This window comes from Vibrio sp. Y2-5, assembly GCF_014596725.1.
Lineage (GTDB): Bacteria > Pseudomonadota > Gammaproteobacteria > Enterobacterales > Vibrionaceae > Vibrio.
On sequence record NZ_JACVEG010000002.1, the window covers coordinates 23,828 to 42,610 of the forward strand.

Sequence of the window (18,783 nt, forward strand, 5' to 3'; positions counted from 1 at the left end):
AAACAAAAAAGGCAGGTTTCAATTACCTGCCTTTATAAAATCAATTAACGTATTTTCTTATGCTTTTTGAGTTTGCAGCTCTTCGTCTGAAACTGTTTCACCCAAAATTCGACTCGTGATAGTACCCGCCGTCATTGCACCTGAAACGTTTAGCGCCGTACGTGCCATATCGATTAGCGGTTCAATCGAGATAAGCAAAGCAGCAATTGTTACTGGTAAGCCCATCGCTGGCAGAACAATCAATGCCGCAAATGTCGCACCACCACCCACACCAGCAATACCGAATGAGCTAATCGTGATCATCGCAACCAGAGAAACAATGAAGTGAATGCTCAGTGGGTCAATACCAACACTAGGCGCAACCATCACAGCCAACATCGCGGGATAGATACCCGCACAACCATTCTGACCGATTGTCGCGCCGAATGAAGCCGATAGGTTTGCTATCGCAGGCGGAACACGTAACTTCTCAATTTGCGCTTCCACGTTTAGCGGAATCGTTGCCGCAGAACTGCGTGAAGTGAAGGCAAACGTCAGCACTGGCAGAATTTTAGTGAAGTACTCTTTCGGACTTACACCAACAAAAGAAACCAACACACCGTGCACCACAAACATCAAAGCAATAGCGACATAAGAAGCGACAATGAAGCTCAAAAGATTCAAAATGTCTGACGCGCTAGACGTCGCCACCACTTTTGTCATCAATGCAGCAACACCGTATGGAGTCAGTGCCATGATCATTTTTACAAGGCGCATAACTACAAACTGAGCGTTTTCCACAAAGCTACGGATAGACGATGCTGACTCTTCTTTTTCAATCATCACTTTGCGTGCTGCAATACCCGTTAGAACACCGAAAATAACCACGGCAATGATTGATGTTGAACGAGCGCCAGTTAAATCAGCAAACGGGTTTGTTGGAATAAAGCTGATGAGCATTTGAGGAATAGTCAGATCGCTTACGCTAGCAGAACGGCTTTCCAGTACCGCAATACGGGCAGTTTCACGCGCACCTTCCGTCAGGCCTTCTGCACTCAAACCAAATACATGGGCAATACCAATACCGATAAACGCAGAGATTGCCGTGGTGAAAAGAAGCACACCAATGGTTAGAGCAGAAATTTTGCCCAGTGAACCGCCTTTCTCCAGTTTTACAACCGCAGAAATCATGGAAACGAGAACAAGTGGCATGATGACCATTTTCAGCAAACCGACATAACCGCTGCCAACCACTTTTACCCAGTCTAGGATTTGACTAACAACAGGGTTACTTTCACCGAAAATGAGTTGCAGACCAAGACCAAATAAGCTGCCTGACACAAGGCCCAAAAGAACTAGACGTGAAAGTGTGTGTGTTTTTTGCTGCTGTTTAAACAACAAGAAGAGAATACCGGTAAATACTGCTAAAGCAGCGATAACCGCAACTGACATACTGCATTCCTCAGACATTGGAAAATGGGAGGTTAGATATAATTCTAACAAAGGAGCGTAAAGTAGTTGTTTATGCTGCATTAATCCAATGAACATTTGTTCTTGGATATGCAAAATTGTTCTTAATCGTTCAATCGAAACAACAAATGGTCAGTAGCAACGGAACCAAGCCAAACCGTTTCATAGATATCCATGAGTCTAGAAAGGGTTCATTAGGAAATGAACAATGACGTCTCAAGCAATTTCAACTGGTATCCATAAGTTCTTATCATTCCCATAGATCGTCCAATAAATAGAAGAGACCGCTTCAATTTGAAATATTTTAACCATTAGTATGATGAAAGTAGGATAAGAAAAAACATCCATAAACTTTACTATTATATTTGCTGTCTTATTTAAATTTTACACACAATATCCCACTTACAAAGTAACAAGAATTACAATTCCAACAAGCAATAACAGAGCATATTCAGAACACCATTAATAAGATTTTTCTCGACTATTTACCTAAGTTAAATAGAACCTAACAAAATAGAAAAATCATATGTTAATAAAATATAAATCGGTCGTTTTTCTTCCAGTGGTATTCAGCTTATTTCAACCCGTATTTGCTGAAGATAAAGATGAGGCGAAGCGCCCACAATCCGTCAGTGACATAATTGAAAGACCAGGTGTTTTAACGCCAAAAGGTAAATTCGCTGTCGATACTTCAATAAGTTATACCCAAAATTCATCGAATAAGGTTTCCGTGGTGGGTTACACTATTTTGCCAACCCTTCTCGTAGGTAGAATAGAAGTCTCCGACTCGGATAGGACAACAATTACCACGGGGCTAACCATGCGCTACGGATTAACCCGAAGCACTGAATTGGAACTCCGGCTACCTTACGTTTATCGAAATGATCAAATCTCCACCAGACCCATACAAGACGGGGCTGAAGCAAACACCATCAATACGACCCTAGACGGTGGAGGCCTTGGCGATATTGAGTTTGCGCTTCGTCAACAACTCAATTTTGATACCACTCCCTATTGGGTAGCGGGCTTAATTGTGAAATCCGATTCGGGTAAATCCCCTTACGATGTTGAAGTCGATTCAACCACCAACTCGTTTTTGGAAGTCCCTACTGGTTCGGGTTTTTGGAGCGCAGAGCCTTCAATTTCCATGATCTTCCCCTCTGATCCCGCCGTCATCTATTCAAGCCTCAGCTACATCTACAACTTTAAAGACGATGTGGAAATCGGCAACCAGCAGGTCGAAGTTGATTTAGGAGACACGATTTCACTCAGTGGTGGATTTGGTTTTGCTATTAACCCTGACTTTTCATTTTCCGTTGGGCTTAACCATAAAACCATATTGAAAAGCAAAATAAACGGTGTGGAAAATGACGATGCGAAGTTGCTCCAACTGGACTCCCTTAACTTTGGAATCAACTATGCGATTAGTAAGAAAACATCACTGGGAATAAGCGCTCAAGCGGGTCTTACAGAAGACACTCCTGATTTCCAGCTCTCAGTAAGAGTACCTGTAACGTTTTAAGATATCCTTTCTACAAATAGTAGAAAGGATATAAAGGTTATCAATAGAATCGAGCCATAACGGCTTCTTCAAGCTGCTTTGCCACACGTACTTGTTGCAACGCAGAACCTACCTGTGCGTCCACGTCAACAATCGTGCTCAAACCAATCACACTGTTATCCAGTGTATTTTGAACAATATTGGTGATAGAAGAAGCAGTGACAACTTCAGGACGATATGAAGAAGAGATCTCATCGACAGAAATATGGTTTCCACCACCATTCTGAATGACGTTCACTAGGCCTACATCTTGTTGGCTTTGCTCGCTCGTAATGGCGAGGTTTTTCAAATTCCCATTCTTTATCACTAAATTGGCAATTCTTGAATTGAGCATCACATTACCATCAATGGCAGTCTTGATACTCAAACCAATATTCACAATATAGTCATTTTGAAATTTAAACCCACCGCGATAACTGGCTAGTTGCTGGTCATCGAGGGGATTAACAGAGCCAACCATTAACAGTGAGTCAGCGTTAGTATTTGGGTTCGCCACCACCTCTCCTACCGGAATATTTAAAGCTATCATGACTCCAAATAGGTAACGATATTTCATACATCCCTCCATAGAATTCAATACTGTCCTACGTTTGGCCGAAGAACACCGAGATTTCCGGAACTTGCTCTTATGACACCTTGCTTAATGGGCGACGACGCATATACCGAAAAATCGTTATCCGTAATAAACGTGGTTCTTCCCACTTCAGCACGATTGCGAATAAGCAAAACAATTCCCTGATAGTGTTCCTCAAACCTTTCGTACTTCATTTTCATAGTCCCTCTTGATGGATCACCCAAAATGACAAAACCATCATTCATTCCTTTAATCACAACAAAATGTAGGTAACCGTCGAAGTTAACCAGCGTAATTCCTGGTACACCAAGCTTACGGATTTTGTCTAAATTGAGTTTAAAGCCATCGGATTTAAGACCAACAGATTCCAAGTACATTTTCATATCCAGCAATGAAAATCCCTGCTGTTCAATAAGTTTTTTATCACCTTTATCAAACATACTCTGGAATATGTCTTGCTCTTCAGAAGGCATATCGTAATGAAAGGAAAGTAAGGATGCCAAAGCAGCTGAACCACAACTGAAATCGTATTTTTGGCGTAATACTTTGCCAAACACAACTTCACTGTAGCTCTTTACTGGCACTGAAAATTGACCACGACTGGGCAGTATATTTAATGAGTGTGACGGTGCTGACACGAACAGCACCGTCACTATTAAAAAACGATAAACGTTCATATTATTTGAGTGTCAGGTTTACGACCGTTGAGTTTTGTATCAGCACGTTGTTTCCACTATTCTGAATAACGCTGTTAATGCCGGAACTATTGGCCAATGCACCTGAAGACATAATATTGTTACCTGTCACAGAATCATTAACCGTATTTCCAGCATTGACACCATTCAGTTCAGACGATGCCGTTATACTCTCAATGTCGATGTAATATTGACCACCTCGTGAACTTTCCATGACATCTGGAGACAGTTCTTGTTCAGTCAAATTAATATCATCGGCACTAGCGGATAGCGAAGCCATCGCACTCAAGGCGATTATTGCTAAGCGCATCGCTTTCTCCTGCTTAGATATTAATTAATCCGTAAACAATGATGCGTTAGTAGTCACCGCTTGTTGTGTCAATGAGTTCGCACCAGAGTTCTGAGAAACAGTAACAATACCTGCTGCACCGCTCATTCCATCTAGTGAATTCATGTTGTTAACACTGACACCCGCACTAACAAAACCACCACCATAACTGACGCCAACACCAGATACATTACCGCTAAGAGAGGCATTCGCCACCACAACTTCGGAATCAATGCTCAACTCATAACTTTCTGAATTGCTGTATGTGTTTGCACTGTCAGTCCAACTCGCGGAGTTTGAAGAGTTGCCACTGTTGTTCACACTGTTGTCAGTATTGTTACTGAGCAGATCAACATCTGTATCATTGTCATTGCTGGTCAGCGTATTCGTTTCAGTGTCGTTATTACTCAATAGATCAACGTCAGTAGAGCTGTTGTTGCTGTTCGTATCATTGAAACTATTGTTATCGCTCAAGTCTGTATTGGTTGTTGTCGTTGTAGTGTCACTCGCATCAACATACGTTGTGTTATTACTCAACACATCATTATTATTGTCTACTACTGCCCAAGCAGCACCACTAGCCATTAATGTGCTGACGGCGATAGCGATACCTGTTTTACATATATTCATAATATCCACTCCATGTGAATTAAGTGTTTTATTTACTGCTTAGATGCCAATTGGCAAATTCATTATAGGTAGTAATAAAAAATAAATTTACGTTAAGAATAAATATGATAAATATTAAATAAATTAACCAAACGTGCAGTAAATAAACTTAATCAAAATCAAATCATTATGAACACTTTTTAACAAGTAGTATGCAAGTATGTTTTTAAAAGAAATTTAATCCAACTAAAAAAATACTTTTCACCTTTCAAAAACTGACAAAACAACACAAAGAAAAATCAAAAAACCAATCACAGAAAATTCAACAGTTTATTTAATATAACATTATTAATAAAATTACACTTAGTGGTACTAAAGTTTATTTATGACTAACTTTCTAATATTTACATCCTAAAAAATGGTCAATTCATCCAGTCATTGCTAATCTATTAAAAATACCATGAATACAATTACTACCCATATAACCCAATAACTAGGTTTTTCTATGAACATCAAAAACTTGTTGATAATCTCAGAGAACGCCTTGCAAAATAATTTAATAAAAAATCAATTAAATGAAATTGAGAATATAAAGATTGAGACGAGTGAAGTATCCGAATTATCAACACAAAATAAAGTCGATTTAGTGGTCATTGATTTCAATGTTTGTCAGGAGCTAGAAGCATCAAATCAACTGCCTGATTTTGATGTGCTTAACTTAGGGGTGCTGGTTTTCAATGTGCCAGAAAAGAAACAAAATGATGTCTGTATTCGCTGGAAAGCTTTGAAAGGACTACTGCTAGAGGACGCAAAGATAGAGCACTTACGTGAAAGCATTGCGTGCATCTTAAACGGTGGGTTATGGCTCCCCCGAGATTGCTTAGAGAGAATGCTCAACATATACCGGATTCCTGGTTGCTCAAGTCATCAATGCTTAGAACAATTGACTAACCGAGAGAGACAAATACTGAACCTCATGTCTAATGGCAGCTCAAACTGTGAAATTGCCAAATCGCTTTTTTTGGCTGAAAGCACAGTCAAAACTCATATCTATAAAATCTACAAAAAGCTGGATGTTCATAAACGACGAGATGCCGTAAAACTAATGAAGCTGGCTCGGGCTTAATTAAAAAAGCCGCTATCAGTGAGTCAATTGCGGCTTTTTCAAGACATTTTTTTATTTCATTAGGTTAGTTTGGATAAACAGTTTTCCACTCTTTCGCCATGTCCACCACTGTCCAGTCTTTGGCTTTGGCTTCATCTAGACCTTTATCTAAACGACCAAGTTCTATTTCGCGATCGTATTTGTACTCGCGTTTCGCGTCAGTGTGATGGATGTACATTGGGAAGCGTAAACCTTTACCTGCGTATGTCCATTGCAGCATCGCTAAATCGCCATCTGAGTTACCAAAAGCAGCGATTGGGCGATGACCAATACGCTCATAAATTTCCAATGGTTTCGTTACTTTATCATCGTTAACCAAAATTTCTGGCAATCGCTTGATCTCTGGTACGTCGTTATTCATCACAAACTCAGTTTTGAAGGTAGTACCTACTACTTGCTCTGGTGGAATACCGTAAACAGATTCAACCCAAGCGCGCATAAATCCAGTACCGCCACCCGATACGATGAAGGTTTTAAAATCATTAGCGCGCAGATAATCCAACAGCTCTAGCATTGGCTGATACACCATTTCTGGGTATTTCTTTCCTGTGACTGGGTGTTTCGCGGTTGCAATCCAGTCTTTTACAATCGCATCAAATTCATCCGTATTCATGCCAGAATGAGTGACATACATCATCTTCACAAGATCTTCTGTGTGCAGGCTCTTCAAATCACCTTTCAGAACGCTGGCAAACGGTTCTTCTGTCTGCCAATTAGGGTGTGAAGGCGCTAATGCTTTCACTCTATCGAGCGCAAACTGAACCTGAAAAGGAAGAGGTTGCTCAGACCATAGCGTTCCATCGTTATCAAACGTGGCAATACGTTCAGCCTTTGGAACAAAGTCCGGAGAATCTACATTGGTTACCGACTGAACAAACTTAATAATCGCGGTTTTTGAAGGACCAGAGTTCCATGACGGAAGGGGATCTTCAGCAGCCCAAGCAAGATTTAGAGAAGCTAAGCTAAACAATATTGCTAAAGCATAGGTTTTTAATTGAGCCAATTTCACGTTGTTCTCCTTATTAGTATCATTCACTAGCCAGATATCAATGACTTACAACAAATAGTATCAGTTTCATTTTTCCAACTCCGGTAATGCTTTGGGTATGATGTTTCTGCGGTTCACTTTGCGTTTTACGTTCTGCCATAGCGTCGACATAACCATACGGTTAACGTCACCCACCTGAACTTGCAAAGATTTGGTTTGTAAGTGTTCTGGCATTGTATGGGAAATTTCTAAGCTGCCAGAAGTCTTGCGAACTTTTCTGTACAGCAAGGTACGCGCTTGCGGCCACTGTCCTTTAAACACAGATAAATAATAATTCACCCATGCAGGAGAAGGATGAGTACGGTAATAACGACGGGCGGTAAGCATAAGCATTACCAACGTGAACAGAACCATAGCAGTAACAAGGATCATATAACGATAGGCTTTTAACCATGAGGCTAGCGTGTGCTTAACATGCACCTTGTACCCTTCTATCGTGATTTTCTCCAAGCTTTGCTTTTTCGAATTCCACCACCAAATTTCATAACTCGGCCAAGTAATGTCACCACCTTGCTGTAATACATAAGTGAGGCTGTCTTTACGTTTTGATAGGTAACCATCACGGCTTTGAGTATCCGTTAGTTCAGGAGGATTTGGGTACCCCTGCCATGCGTCATTGACTGAATTAGTCATTAAATTCGGCAATAATACTGATAGAGAATCTTGCGCCTGAACTTCAATTAAGCGAGTGATAGTGTCGCCAACTTTAGGTTCGTCTGAAGAAACTTGCCAATCTTGTTTAACCTTAACATCACTGGCGGCGAACCAACTTTGCGTCCCGCCAAGTTCAGCACTCGGAAGTTCTACTCTGAATTGCTGAGGAGTTGTCTCTAATATAACTTTTTGCTTGTCGCCGTTTGAACCAGTAACTTGTACCTCCAGAGAGACTGGCGGAACAATAAAGTCGCCACTTTTCTGCGGATAGAGAACCACTTCCCACAACTGACGAGACCATGTTTGTCCTTTGTCGCGCTGCGTTGAGTTCACAGCAAAGGGGTTGCGGCGTTTGACCAATACATCCGGTATTTCTAACGATGAAATTTTTGTGCCTGCGGTATACCAAGTGTTAGTAGACACTTCGATATTGAGGATGATTTGTTGAGTAGGCGCAAACACTTGCCGCTCATCTGTCGGTTTGCTACCAAGCCAGGTTTTCACTGTCACTTGTGTAGGCTGAGCCTCGTCAGCAAATGTCATTCCGCTCAAAATCAGCAACACCACTAATGTCATGGCGCGCATAAATTCTGAAAAGCGTTGCAGAGTCCACTTAATCATTTCCCGTATCCTCCGCTCTGTTCACTGCAGAACCTGCTTGGTTGTACTGAATCTGGAACTTAGACTGTAAGAAGCGACTTGGATCGGCTTCTACACGCTTCAGCCATACTTCCGCAAACTTTGGGTCACCTAAGATATCGTCTGCACTGAGCTGCTGCTTTTTCATATTTTCTTCAGAAGTGTTTTCATCTGCGCCATCAGCTGTTTGCGGCTGGCCGTCAGGCAGTTCAATGGAAACCTCCTGATCGAGATCTAAGCTGTTGGCCTGAGATTCACTCATGATGTTGATTTCATCAATGATTGCAGTGATGGCTTTAAGGTTGTGAGCGATATTCTGTTGCAGAACGCTATCGAGATCGGGCAACTCGTTTAATTGCCTTAACAGAGCACGAGCTGCTACGTACTCGCGTTGTCTGGCTAATGCACTAGCCGCGTAATAAAGCCCTTGTGGGGTGTTATCTTGCATAAAGGCAGAATGCGCCAGTTTGAACTCACCTGCGTAGTAATATGCAATGCCTTTGTTCAGAGGTTTTTGATAGTGAGCGGCCGCTTGCTTGTAATCGCCGCGATTAAACAACCTCTGCGCTTGTTGATCAGGCGTTAACCATAAATCCATCCACCACTGTTCGGTTTTGTCCCATAACGTCGCTTGCTCTGTAGCAACTGTCGATTCTGTTTTGCTCGATACCATACCCGCAGCGTTCGCAGCGTTTGGCATAAGTGAGGGCATACTCACTACCAACACCAAGCTCCACTTCACTAGCCAACCTTTACGGAACCACAGCAACATCAGCAATACTAGTGGATATAACAGGCGATAGCCTTCATCTTGCCAGGGCATGGAAGAATCACTATTAATCAACATAAAGCGCTCAATTTGGCTATTAAGTTGAGTAACATCAGCTTCATCAATACTCATTTCAATCAGCTTGCCATTAGTCTTTGCTGCCAGTGTGCGCAAAGAGGCCATATCCATCGGAGAATCAACAGTTACATTCGAATTACCGATTGCGAGAATGAGTAGCTGATAAGGCTGATTTTCAAAATAGCGTTCAAACTCGTTTACCGCGTTGGCATCAACGCCATCCGTCACTAATAGGATTGAGTTGCCCTTATTGGCTTCAATTTGATGTGATAACAAAGGTAACGCGGTTTGAGGAGCCTTCCCCGCAAGTGGCATGATGTCTGAGTTTAACGCCGATAAATATGGAAATATTACCTGATTATCTTTGGTAAGCGGCATCGCCACATGGGAGCTGCCCGCATACACCATCAGTCCTGTCTTACCACCAGCACGCAACTCTGTTAAATCAGTGATCTTGTGTTTTGCTCGCTCCAATCGACTCGGTGCGACATCTTTCTGCTGCATGCTTTCGCTATTATCAAGCAGAATCATTAGCGACGCTGAATCTTCACCAAATGGAGAAGCTTGTCTTTGCCATGCCGGGCCAGCACAGATCAGAACAGACAGGACAAGCAGTACCATAAGCATTTTGAGCGGCAGTTGATTTGCCCAGCCTGAACGTTGCACGGTTAATGCCTTGCGTAGATGAGGTGGAAAAAAAGCAAAGCGATTTTCATCAGAACTCTCCTTCCAGCGTAGATAGAAAATCACTGCCAATGGTATTAATGCCAGTAACCACCAAGGGCGTAAAAAATGAAACTGCAAAAGATATTGCCATTCAAGCTGCCAATCACTCATTTGGCACCTCTCGAATACGTTTGATGGTGAGAGCGCCAAACACAAACAGATGCATGACCACTAAAGCAATAATCAAATAATGATGAAGACTGATTTTAGGACGATTGGTCGCCATGCTGTAAGTTTGCGGTTCCAGCTCATCAATCAGCTTGTAGGCATCACTTAGTGCTTGTTGATCAATTGCGGTAAACGAGCGTGCTTTGGTCAGAGCGGATACCCGTTCTATCACGTCCATATCCAGCGGTTGTTCACCGACAGTTTCAGGATCACCCATTGCAATCATGTAGATTTTAATGCCTTTAGCCGCAGCGATCTTGGCTGCATCAATAGGCTCAACGAAACTGCCTGTATCATTGCCGTCAGTCAGTACAATCATTACTTTTTGCTGTTCTGGATCGCGGTTCTGCTCAAACACTTTAATACCAAGCCCCATTGCATCACCAAGGTTAGTGCTCTGTCCTGCCATGGCGACATCGGATTCGTTAAGTAAACTCAGCCACACGGAGCGGTCTGCGGTAAATGGCGTTTGTACAAATGCAGAATCGCCAAACAGAATCAAACCAAAACGGTCACCTTCTCGGTTAGCCACAAATTCTTTCAATACCTGTTTTGCCGCTTGCAAACGCGTTAAACTTTTTCCGTCTGTTGTAAAATCTTGTTCTGCCATCGAACCGGACAAATCGACCACCACCATAACATCACGGCCAAACTCTTCTCTGGTTTGAACTTCGCCCAAAATACTTGGATGAGCCAAAGCCGTCACAATCAATAACCATGAAATAAACAGCGTGGCTTTTTGCCACAATTGGGAAGTAAGCAAACCTGCCGCTTCTTTCGGTGATTCGTTTAAGGCTTCAAGGATCTGAGAAAAGAAAGGCACTTTAATTGCGCTTTCACGGCTGTGATAAGCCGGTACCAACCAGTACACCAGCAAAGGAAGTGGCAACAATAAAAAGTACCAAGGGTGCGCAAATTCAATACTACTCATGCTCACCTTCCGATATCACTTGATGCGTTTTTACCCAAACAACTAAGCCACTTCGCACACGGTCAAAATCCGGCTTTTCCAACTTGGAATTTTCGACACAAGCCAACCATTGAAGATATACATCATCATGTTGCAAACCCGCTTGTAGCCCAGCAGAACTGTTTTTTTCAGACAAGCTATCTGTAGATAAGTAATCCATTTGAGACAGTAATTGAACCCCATACAAAGCTGCGTTTCTTTTGTCCAGATACACCATTACAGCTTTCACTATCTTAACCATTTGATAGGGCCAATTGGCGTCATCAGGAGTGAGAGACAAAAGTGCGGCTATCGCTTCCTGACGATAACGGTTGTTCCACCAGTGCTTCGCATAACGATAAATACGATAACTGGCGTATAACACGATCAAGGTAAAGACGATTTTCCAGCCTATCGTCTGAGGAAACCAACTGAATACTTCCGGCAACTCAACATCGCGAATGTTTCTTAACATGTAGCTGTCTGGCGGCTTAGGGATCATTTCATCACCTCCAGATATTTGGCGAGCTCGACAAAGTGGTCACCATGAGTACCAATTTCTATACACGGCAGTATTTGCGCAGCCATTAGCTTTTTCAGCTGTGCTCGCTTTTCTTCATGACGTTGCTGCAGGGTTTCATAAGCCTTTTCACTCTGTTTTCCTTGCTCCAAAGCAAACTGATATTCGCCATCACCGATAACCCAAGGTGAACCCGAGCTGTGAGTAGGCATAGACGACTCTAAAGGATCAGAGACAAAGACACTGATTACATCGTTGTGTTGATGCAAATATTGCAGTTGGCGAAGCGTCTGGTCATCGGCATCGGTAAAGTCGCTGATGATGATGAACGTGGCTGATTTTAATTTTTTCGCCTGTAACGCTTTTAGCCAGTGGCTCATACCGACAGTGGCAGAGTTTTGCACGTCGACATTAAGCTTATGGTTAGCTTCCACCAGATCGTTCAGACCAAGCAGATACGATTTACCGCCGCGTTTAGCAGAGCGCCAGTGGAATCTTTGATGGTCACAAATGAGAAAACCCACACGGTCATTCTGTGCTAACGCCATCCAACCCATCAGTGCTGCAATTTCAGCTGCAACCACAGACTTCATATGACTTACCGAACCAAAGTACATAGCGCTGCGTTGATCAACACAGAGGATAATTTGACGATCTTTCTCTTCGGTATAACTACGGACGTGCGGCTTGCCCGTTCGTTGGGTCACTTTCCAGTCCATCTGACGAATATCGTCACCTTTTTGGTAGTGACGTAACTCTTCAAAATTCAGACCTCGGCCGCGAGCGTGGGAATGATAGCGGCCTGACATCTGCGCACGAGAATAACGAGCACCCAGTAAATTAATGCTGCTTACGTGGCTTTGCGTACGATTGAGCTGTTTGATGTCAACGTAAATGCGTGGGTCTAAGCGTTCTTGCTTATCATCCATATCAATTACCCAATATTGACGACGTCCAGTAGTTCCATGACCAAATCTTGCTGACTGATACCATCAGCGAGTGCTTCATAAGACAAGCTCAGTCTGTGCCCCATCACCATCGGTGCCACGGCTCGAACGTCATCTACAATCACATGGTCACGGCCTTCTAACCAAGCCAGTGCTCGGGAACATTTGTCTAAAGCAATAGAAGCACGAGGGCTTGCACCAATGGCAAGCCAGTTAGACAACTTAGACTCTGGATACTGCTCCGGCTCACGTGTCGCCATCACCAAATTGACGATATAGGTTTCCACCAGTTCGGAAAGCTCAATTTTCGTAATTTCTTTTCGTGCCAGAGTAATACAAGCTGGATCGATAGAGACTCGTTCCATACCAGAAGAAAACCACTCTCCCGCCTCTTCCTGACGCACTAAACGGATGATATCGCGTTCAGCGCTGTGGGTTGGGTAATCGACACACACTTTGAGCAGGAAACGGTCCATCTGAGCTTCAGGCAGAGGATAAGTACCTTCTTGCTCTATTGGGTTTTGCGTAGCCAGAACCATGAATAACTCAGGTAAGGAGTGAGTCTCACCTGCAACCGTAATAGTGCCTTCTGCCATTGCTTCAAGCAGTGCTGCCTGAACTTTGGCAGGAGCTCGGTTGATTTCATCCGCCAGAACAATCTGGTTAAACACTGGCCCCGGTTGGAAATGCAGTGAAGATTTACCTTCTGATTCCTGCAGTACCTCAGTACCTGTTACGTCAGAAGGTAACAGATCGGGCGTGAACTGAATTCGACCAAATGAAATAGACAGGGCATTCGCCAGCGCTTTAACGGAACGAGTTTTCGCAGTTCCCGGTAGCCCTTCCAACAGAACGTGCCCGCTGCTCAACAGACCAAGTAGAATTCCTTTGACGACCGATTTCTGACCAACAACTTGTGAATCTAAATAGTTTAATAATGTCACCACATCAGAGTGAGCTTGATTAGTCATATCGTCAGTTGCTGCCATTGTTGTTTCCTACTAAGTCGTTTTGTCCAAGCCAATATGTTGTTCAATCTATTTGTTGTTTTGCCCAAGTAAGACAGAAATGCCCGTTAAGATCGGTAGTGAGTAGTCAAAGAAGGCCTTAATACCCGGGCATAGATAGTTCAGCCCGTCTTCGCCGTCAGGCGTTTTTAACAGGCGGTTTTTCGGACATTCACCCCAACACAACTTCAGGTATGGACACTCTTTACAATATTTAGGCAAAGAGTCACGTTTTGCGGTACCAAAGGCTTGTTGTCGAACAGAGAAAGCCATCTCATTCAACGGGCGATCTTTAACGTTGGCGAGTTTGTATTCTGGGTAAACATAGTGGTCACAGCTAAAAACATCACCATTGTGTTCAATAGCGAGTCCTTTACCGCAAAACTCAGCCGTAATGCATAACTGGGAAGGCTTACCCATTACTTGAGCAACTGCAGTTTCAAATAAGTTAACCAACACTCGACCAAGGTCGTTGTTCACCCACTCTTCAAACGTCGCAATCAGGAACTGCCCCCAGTCGTCAGCATCTAGAGACCAGTCCGTTACTACCGACATAGGGTGTCCCGGCTTAGCCAGTTCACTGCCTACCGTTGGAATCATGCTCTCATTCCAGAACTGTGGCGCTGTGGTTTTAAAATCGCTTGGCTCTACAACAGGGTTGTACTGAATGTAGGTAACCCCTAACTCCTGAGTAAGGAATCGATACACTTCGAGTGGATGTTTAACATTGTGGTTATTGACTGTCACCAAGGCATTAAATCGAACACCATGAGCTTTCATGGTTTCAACTGCTTTCATCACCAAATGGAAGGTAGGTTTGCCGCTGCGTGTGACGCGATATTTATTGTGGATCTCTTCCGGCCCATCGATTGAAAGGCCGACGAGGAAGTTGTTCTGCGCAAGAAACTCACACCATTCATCATTGAGTAAGATACCGTTGGTTTGCAGGTCGTTCTCAATACGAACACCTTGCGGTTGATATTTCTTTTGCAAAGAGACGATTTGGCGAAAATAGTCCAGACCAAGTAAAGTAGGCTCCCCACCCTGCCAAGAAAAGACGATTTCTTCGCCATCTTGACTCTCAATATAGCTCTTCACAAAGGCTTCTAAAGTTTCATCATCCATTTTGGGTTGTTTTGGTTGATGAAGCAGATCTTCTTTGTGCAAGTAAAAGCAATATTGGCAGTCAATGTTACATTTCGCGCCGCCCGGTTTTGCCATCACGTGAAAACGACGTTGGTATTGAGGTTTATCACTTAAATCTTTATACGCTGACTTTAACGCCACCACATCTAGCATTGTTGAAGCGCGCATTGAGGTTTTTGTCATTTATACGTCCTTATTTCAAAATAGGGCGCTCCGTAGAGCGCCACCATTAAATTACAACCAATGAGGTTATTTTGGAACGAAAGAACCCGCTTCCATACGAGGAGGGAACTCTTTGAACGTTTCCATCATCTCAGCCACTTTAGCTGCAGCTGGTCCCATCAAGAATGAACGCTCATACATCCATTGGCCATAGCCAATACCGGTATCACCACGCTCAAATGGGTCAATACTTAGATCGTACATCTGTGGAACACGTAACTTAGTCAGCGGTTTTTGCCAAATTTCTAAGCCTGTTTCGTTCTCTTGGATATTGAAGTGGAACTTCATTTTGCCTTGACGTAAAGCAAATAAATCACCGTCATCACTCCAGTAGAAGAATTCATTACGTGCTGACTCTTCAGATTTACCAGTCCAGTAAGGAAGTTGGTTATAGCCATCTAGGTGAACCTTATATGACTTACCGTCCGCTTTCTTACCTTTTAGAAGCTCGTCTTTCACTTTGCCGTTACCAGCCGCTGCGACTAATGTCGGGAAGAAGTCTTCTAGGGAAGTAATACCATTTAGAGTCTGACCTGCTTCAATGTGACCAGGCCATTTAATCATCATTGGAACACGGAAGCCGCCTTCCCAACCCGTATTTTTCTCACTACGGAATGGGCTCATACCAGCTTCTGGCCATAGGTTGATCATAGGGCCGTTATCAGTGGTATACACGATGATAGTGTTGTCTTCGATGCCTAGATCTTTAACTTTCTGCAGAATTTGACCGATTTGGTCGTCATGCTGTTTCACACCATCAGCATAGAAGCCATGGCCTGTAGCACCTTTGTACTCATCTGGAAGGTGAGTAAAGTTGTGCATACGTGTGGTGTTAAACCATGTAAAGAACGGTTTTTTCGCTTTTACCTGTTTCTCCATAAAGCCTTCAGCAGCTTCAAGGAACTCACCATCCACGTTTTCCATGCGCTTACGAGTCAGAGCACCAGTATCTTCAATTTTACCGTCAGCGTATGAGTGAATCACACCACGAGGACCGAACTTCTTCTTAAACTCAGGATCTTGTGGGTAATCCACATTTTCTGGTTCTTCTTCTGCATTCAAGTGGTAAAGATTACCAAAGAACTCATCAAAGCCGTGGTTAGTTGGCAAGTGTTCATCTCGGTCACCTAAGTGGTTTTTACCGAATTGACCAGTTGCATAACCCATGTCTCTCAGGATGGTAGCAATCGTTGGATCTTTCTCAGAAATACCCTCTTTTGCCCCTGGCATACCCACTTTACTTAAACCAGTACGTTTTGGCATTTGACCTGTAATGAAAGCGCTACGACCCGCAGTAGAACTTTGCTGAGCGTAGAAGTTAGTAAACTTCGCACCATCTTTAGCAATACTATCGATGTTCGGAGTTGTATAGCCCAACATACCTTGGTTGTAAGTACTTAAATTCCAGTAACCCACGTCATCACCAAAGATAACTAGAATGTTTGGCTTATCTGCCGCGTATGCGGTCGCAGAAGCGGCTCCCATCGCAAGTGTGCATGCATTTAGCAGCAACTTGCTTGAGCGCTTTTTAGCACCTGTACTCATAAAGACTCCATTTGACGGTTGTGAATTAGTTACATCTATTCAAACATGCACATATCAAAAGTAGTCTAAACGTAAATTAAACAGGAAACTATTCACCTTTTGTTTTATTATCCATAAATTAAATTTATGGATTGATGAATTATGGACCTTAATTTAGTACGTACATTTTTAGTTGTGGCTGATAATTTGTCTTATACCAAAGCCGCTGAACAGATGAATATCACCCAACCAGCCGTAAGCTCTGCTATCAAAAGGTTGGAAAAAGAGTATGGGCAGGCACTGTTCGTCAAAAGTGGTCGAGGAATAGAGTTGACAGCAAAAGGTTATCAACTGATGCCACTTTTTCGCCAGGCATTAGACATTATCGAAAATGCCATTCACATGCGCGAGCATTTCAACGTATGCTGTAATGAAGCAATCCTTCACAGCCTTTGGCCGATGGAAAACATTACTTTTACTGAGTCACCTCAAGACAAAGGTGCCTTGTTCGAACTTATGCGGCAGCAGAAAGCGGATTTGATCGTCGATACAATTCTGACTAAAGACAGTTCATTTGTTATTGAAGAAGTACATCGAGAACCCTTGGTTGTGGTCTGTCGTAAAGGACACCCACGGATCAACGGGGCAATAACGAAGCAGCAATATTATCAGGAACTTCATGTCCTTAATTCCGCGATGTGGGAAAACCTGCGAGGATTTGAACAAATTACTCAAGAGCCGATTGAAGAAAGAAAAGCCGATATTATTAGTGGGTCTATCGCGGGGGTTGTCCTCCACGCTTCACAAAGCGATGCACTAGCGTTTGTGAATAAGTCATTTGCGCAAAAATGGGCAGAAAAATTAGATTTGCAAGTTTTACAGTGCCCAATCAAAACAGACTTGGCACCTTATCACTTGGTCTATCACAAAAGAGAGCTTAATAATCCTGCTCACAAAGCGTTGAGAGAAAATATTAAACAGAAACTAGCCAACGTTAAGCTCTAGCTCTCAGTGTACTGTACATGCTTGACCACATAACGATCACGTCCCTGTGATTTAGACTCATAAAGGGCTTTGTCTACCACTTCATAGACATCTGATAAGGTTTCTTTACCTGTCGGTGTGACAGAAACGACACCTTGGGAAACCGTCACATATTCAGATATAGAGCTAAATGCGTGGGGATAACACAGGGCATGAATCGCATTATGAATTCGTTCAGCGGCAATTTCACAATTTTCATTGTGAGAAAGCATGACCACAAACTCTTCTCCACCATAGCGCCCTACATATTCACCGCTACGGCAAAACAATTTGCTGGCAACTTGCGCAATGGTGTACAGGCAATGGTCTCCCTCTATATGACCATAGTTGTCGTTAAACAACTTAAACTGATCAACATCGAATAGGACTACCGTAAAGGAACCACCATGACGTCCATGCCAAGAGATCATTTCTTTGAGCTTTTCGTCCATAAAACGGCGATTAAAAACTTGAGTTAAACCATCTTCATTGGCTTGATGCTGCAACACTCTATTGAGCTCTTCCAACTTAGCACTGGTACGTTTCAGTTCCCTTCTCATATTAGCAATCCGCTGCATGGCGAGAAGTTTAGAGTTCAGTACCACTTTATCTACTGGTTTAATTAGGTAATCATCGCCACCAGCCTCTATAGCCTGTGCGATAACCTCGGGTTCGTCATGTCCACTAAGAAAAATAATGGGGATCCAGTCATCTTGGTAACGAGAACGTAATTCCTGAGACAGTTGAAAGCCATCCATATCAGGCATAGAGATGTCCAGCAACACCAACTCGGGATCAAATTGCGGGTAAAGTAATAACGCTTCGCGTCCACTGGAAACGGCCTCAACATTATGTCCAAGTTGTTTTAAACGAATCGCTAACTGCATTCTGTCTAGCTGCACATCGTCAACCAACAAAATTCGCATCGAGGAACCGGAAGCTACCATGCTATTCTCGTGTCATTACAATAATATAGTTACGT

At 43.0% G+C, this 18,783-nt stretch carries 18 protein-coding genes; 3 read left to right on the forward strand and 15 right to left on the reverse strand.

The window, feature by feature from the left end:
• Positions 1-57 precede the first annotated feature (57 nt).
• The gene (locus HUO09_RS05155; RefSeq protein WP_188233220.1) at positions 58-1,431 is read right to left on the reverse strand and encodes an L-cystine transporter; all 1,374 of its coding nucleotides are present in this window, start codon (positions 1,429-1,431) and stop codon (positions 58-60) included.
• 544 nt (positions 1,432-1,975) lie between these two features.
• Between HUO09_RS05155 and HUO09_RS05160 the strand changes: the two genes are divergently transcribed.
• Positions 1,976-2,971 (forward strand): transporter, encoded by a 996-nt coding sequence (locus HUO09_RS05160; protein ID WP_188233221.1) that lies wholly within the window; start codon positions 1,976-1,978, stop codon positions 2,969-2,971.
• A 40-nt stretch (positions 2,972-3,011) separates the two neighbouring features.
• Here the strand turns inward: HUO09_RS05160 and HUO09_RS05165 are convergent, their stop codons facing one another.
• Genes HUO09_RS05165 through HUO09_RS05180 form a run of 4 tightly spaced genes read right to left on the reverse strand, consistent with a single transcriptional unit; the run spans position 3,012 to position 5,237 of the window.
• On the reverse strand, positions 3,012-3,566 hold the full coding sequence (locus HUO09_RS05165) for a hypothetical protein (RefSeq protein WP_167410579.1): 555 nt from the start codon (positions 3,564-3,566) through the stop codon (positions 3,012-3,014).
• A gap of 17 nt (positions 3,567-3,583) precedes the next feature.
• Positions 3,584-4,261, reverse strand: coding sequence for a C39 family peptidase (locus tag HUO09_RS05170; protein ID WP_188233222.1), 678 nt, complete (start codon positions 4,259-4,261; stop codon positions 3,584-3,586).
• 1 nt (position 4,262) lies between these two features.
• Positions 4,263-4,589 (reverse strand): carbon storage regulator, encoded by a 327-nt coding sequence (locus tag HUO09_RS05175; RefSeq protein WP_102939584.1) that lies wholly within the window; start codon positions 4,587-4,589, stop codon positions 4,263-4,265.
• A gap of 24 nt (positions 4,590-4,613) precedes the next feature.
• Positions 4,614-5,237, reverse strand: coding sequence for a hypothetical protein (locus HUO09_RS05180; RefSeq protein ID WP_167410581.1), 624 nt, complete (start codon positions 5,235-5,237; stop codon positions 4,614-4,616).
• Positions 5,238-5,721: 484 nt separating this feature from the next.
• Here HUO09_RS05180 and HUO09_RS05185 point away from each other — a divergent pair, with 484 nt between their 5' ends.
• Complete coding sequence (locus tag HUO09_RS05185; RefSeq protein ID WP_167410582.1) at positions 5,722-6,342, forward strand: response regulator transcription factor; 621 nt, start codon at positions 5,722-5,724, stop codon at positions 6,340-6,342.
• Positions 6,343-6,406: 64 nt separating this feature from the next.
• Here HUO09_RS05185 and HUO09_RS05190 read toward each other — a convergent pair whose 3' ends face one another.
• From HUO09_RS05190 to HUO09_RS05230, 9 genes are all read right to left on the reverse strand, one after another.
• Positions 6,407-7,390 carry an HAD family hydrolase gene (locus tag HUO09_RS05190; protein ID WP_188233223.1) on the reverse strand — a complete coding sequence of 328 codons (984 nt, stop codon included), beginning with the start codon at positions 7,388-7,390 and terminating at the stop codon, positions 6,407-6,409.
• 66 nt (positions 7,391-7,456) lie between these two features.
• Positions 7,457-8,704, reverse strand: coding sequence for a BatD family protein (locus HUO09_RS05195; RefSeq protein WP_223159327.1), 1,248 nt, complete (start codon positions 8,702-8,704; stop codon positions 7,457-7,459).
• Positions 8,697-10,406, reverse strand: a complete 1,710-nt coding sequence (locus HUO09_RS05200; RefSeq protein WP_188233224.1) for a VWA domain-containing protein — start codon at positions 10,404-10,406, stop codon at positions 8,697-8,699. Before HUO09_RS05200 ends, HUO09_RS05195 begins: the two co-directional genes overlap by 8 nt.
• Positions 10,399-11,394 (reverse strand): VWA domain-containing protein, encoded by a 996-nt coding sequence (locus HUO09_RS05205; protein ID WP_188233225.1) that lies wholly within the window; start codon positions 11,392-11,394, stop codon positions 10,399-10,401. The genes HUO09_RS05200 and HUO09_RS05205 overlap by 8 nt, the downstream gene beginning before the upstream one ends.
• Positions 11,387-11,914, reverse strand: coding sequence for a DUF4381 domain-containing protein (locus tag HUO09_RS05210; protein WP_188233226.1), 528 nt, complete (start codon positions 11,912-11,914; stop codon positions 11,387-11,389). Before HUO09_RS05210 ends, HUO09_RS05205 begins: the two co-directional genes overlap by 8 nt.
• On the reverse strand, positions 11,911-12,861 hold the full coding sequence (locus tag HUO09_RS05215) for a DUF58 domain-containing protein (RefSeq protein ID WP_188233227.1): 951 nt from the start codon (positions 12,859-12,861) through the stop codon (positions 11,911-11,913). The genes HUO09_RS05210 and HUO09_RS05215 overlap by 4 nt, the downstream gene beginning before the upstream one ends.
• Positions 12,862-12,866: 5 nt before the next feature.
• Positions 12,867-13,850 carry a MoxR family ATPase gene (locus HUO09_RS05220; RefSeq protein ID WP_188233771.1) on the reverse strand — a complete coding sequence of 328 codons (984 nt, stop codon included), beginning with the start codon at positions 13,848-13,850 and terminating at the stop codon, positions 12,867-12,869.
• A gap of 66 nt (positions 13,851-13,916) precedes the next feature.
• Positions 13,917-15,215 carry an anaerobic sulfatase maturase gene (locus HUO09_RS05225; protein WP_188233228.1) on the reverse strand — a complete coding sequence of 433 codons (1,299 nt, stop codon included), beginning with the start codon at positions 15,213-15,215 and terminating at the stop codon, positions 13,917-13,919.
• Positions 15,216-15,281: 66 nt separating this feature from the next.
• Positions 15,282-16,799 carry an arylsulfatase gene (locus HUO09_RS05230; RefSeq protein ID WP_188233229.1) on the reverse strand — a complete coding sequence of 506 codons (1,518 nt, stop codon included), beginning with the start codon at positions 16,797-16,799 and terminating at the stop codon, positions 15,282-15,284.
• 141 nt (positions 16,800-16,940) lie between these two features.
• On the opposite strand from HUO09_RS05230, the gene HUO09_RS05235 reads away from it, so the two are divergent.
• Complete coding sequence (locus HUO09_RS05235; RefSeq protein WP_188233230.1) at positions 16,941-17,783, forward strand: LysR family transcriptional regulator; 843 nt, start codon at positions 16,941-16,943, stop codon at positions 17,781-17,783.
• Here HUO09_RS05235 and HUO09_RS05240 read toward each other — a convergent pair.
• The gene (locus HUO09_RS05240; RefSeq protein WP_167410583.1) at positions 17,780-18,748 is read right to left on the reverse strand and encodes a diguanylate cyclase; all 969 of its coding nucleotides are present in this window, start codon (positions 18,746-18,748) and stop codon (positions 17,780-17,782) included. The two genes, HUO09_RS05235 and HUO09_RS05240, sit on opposite strands and share 4 nt — an antisense overlap.
• Between the last annotated feature and the right edge of the window lie 35 nt (positions 18,749-18,783).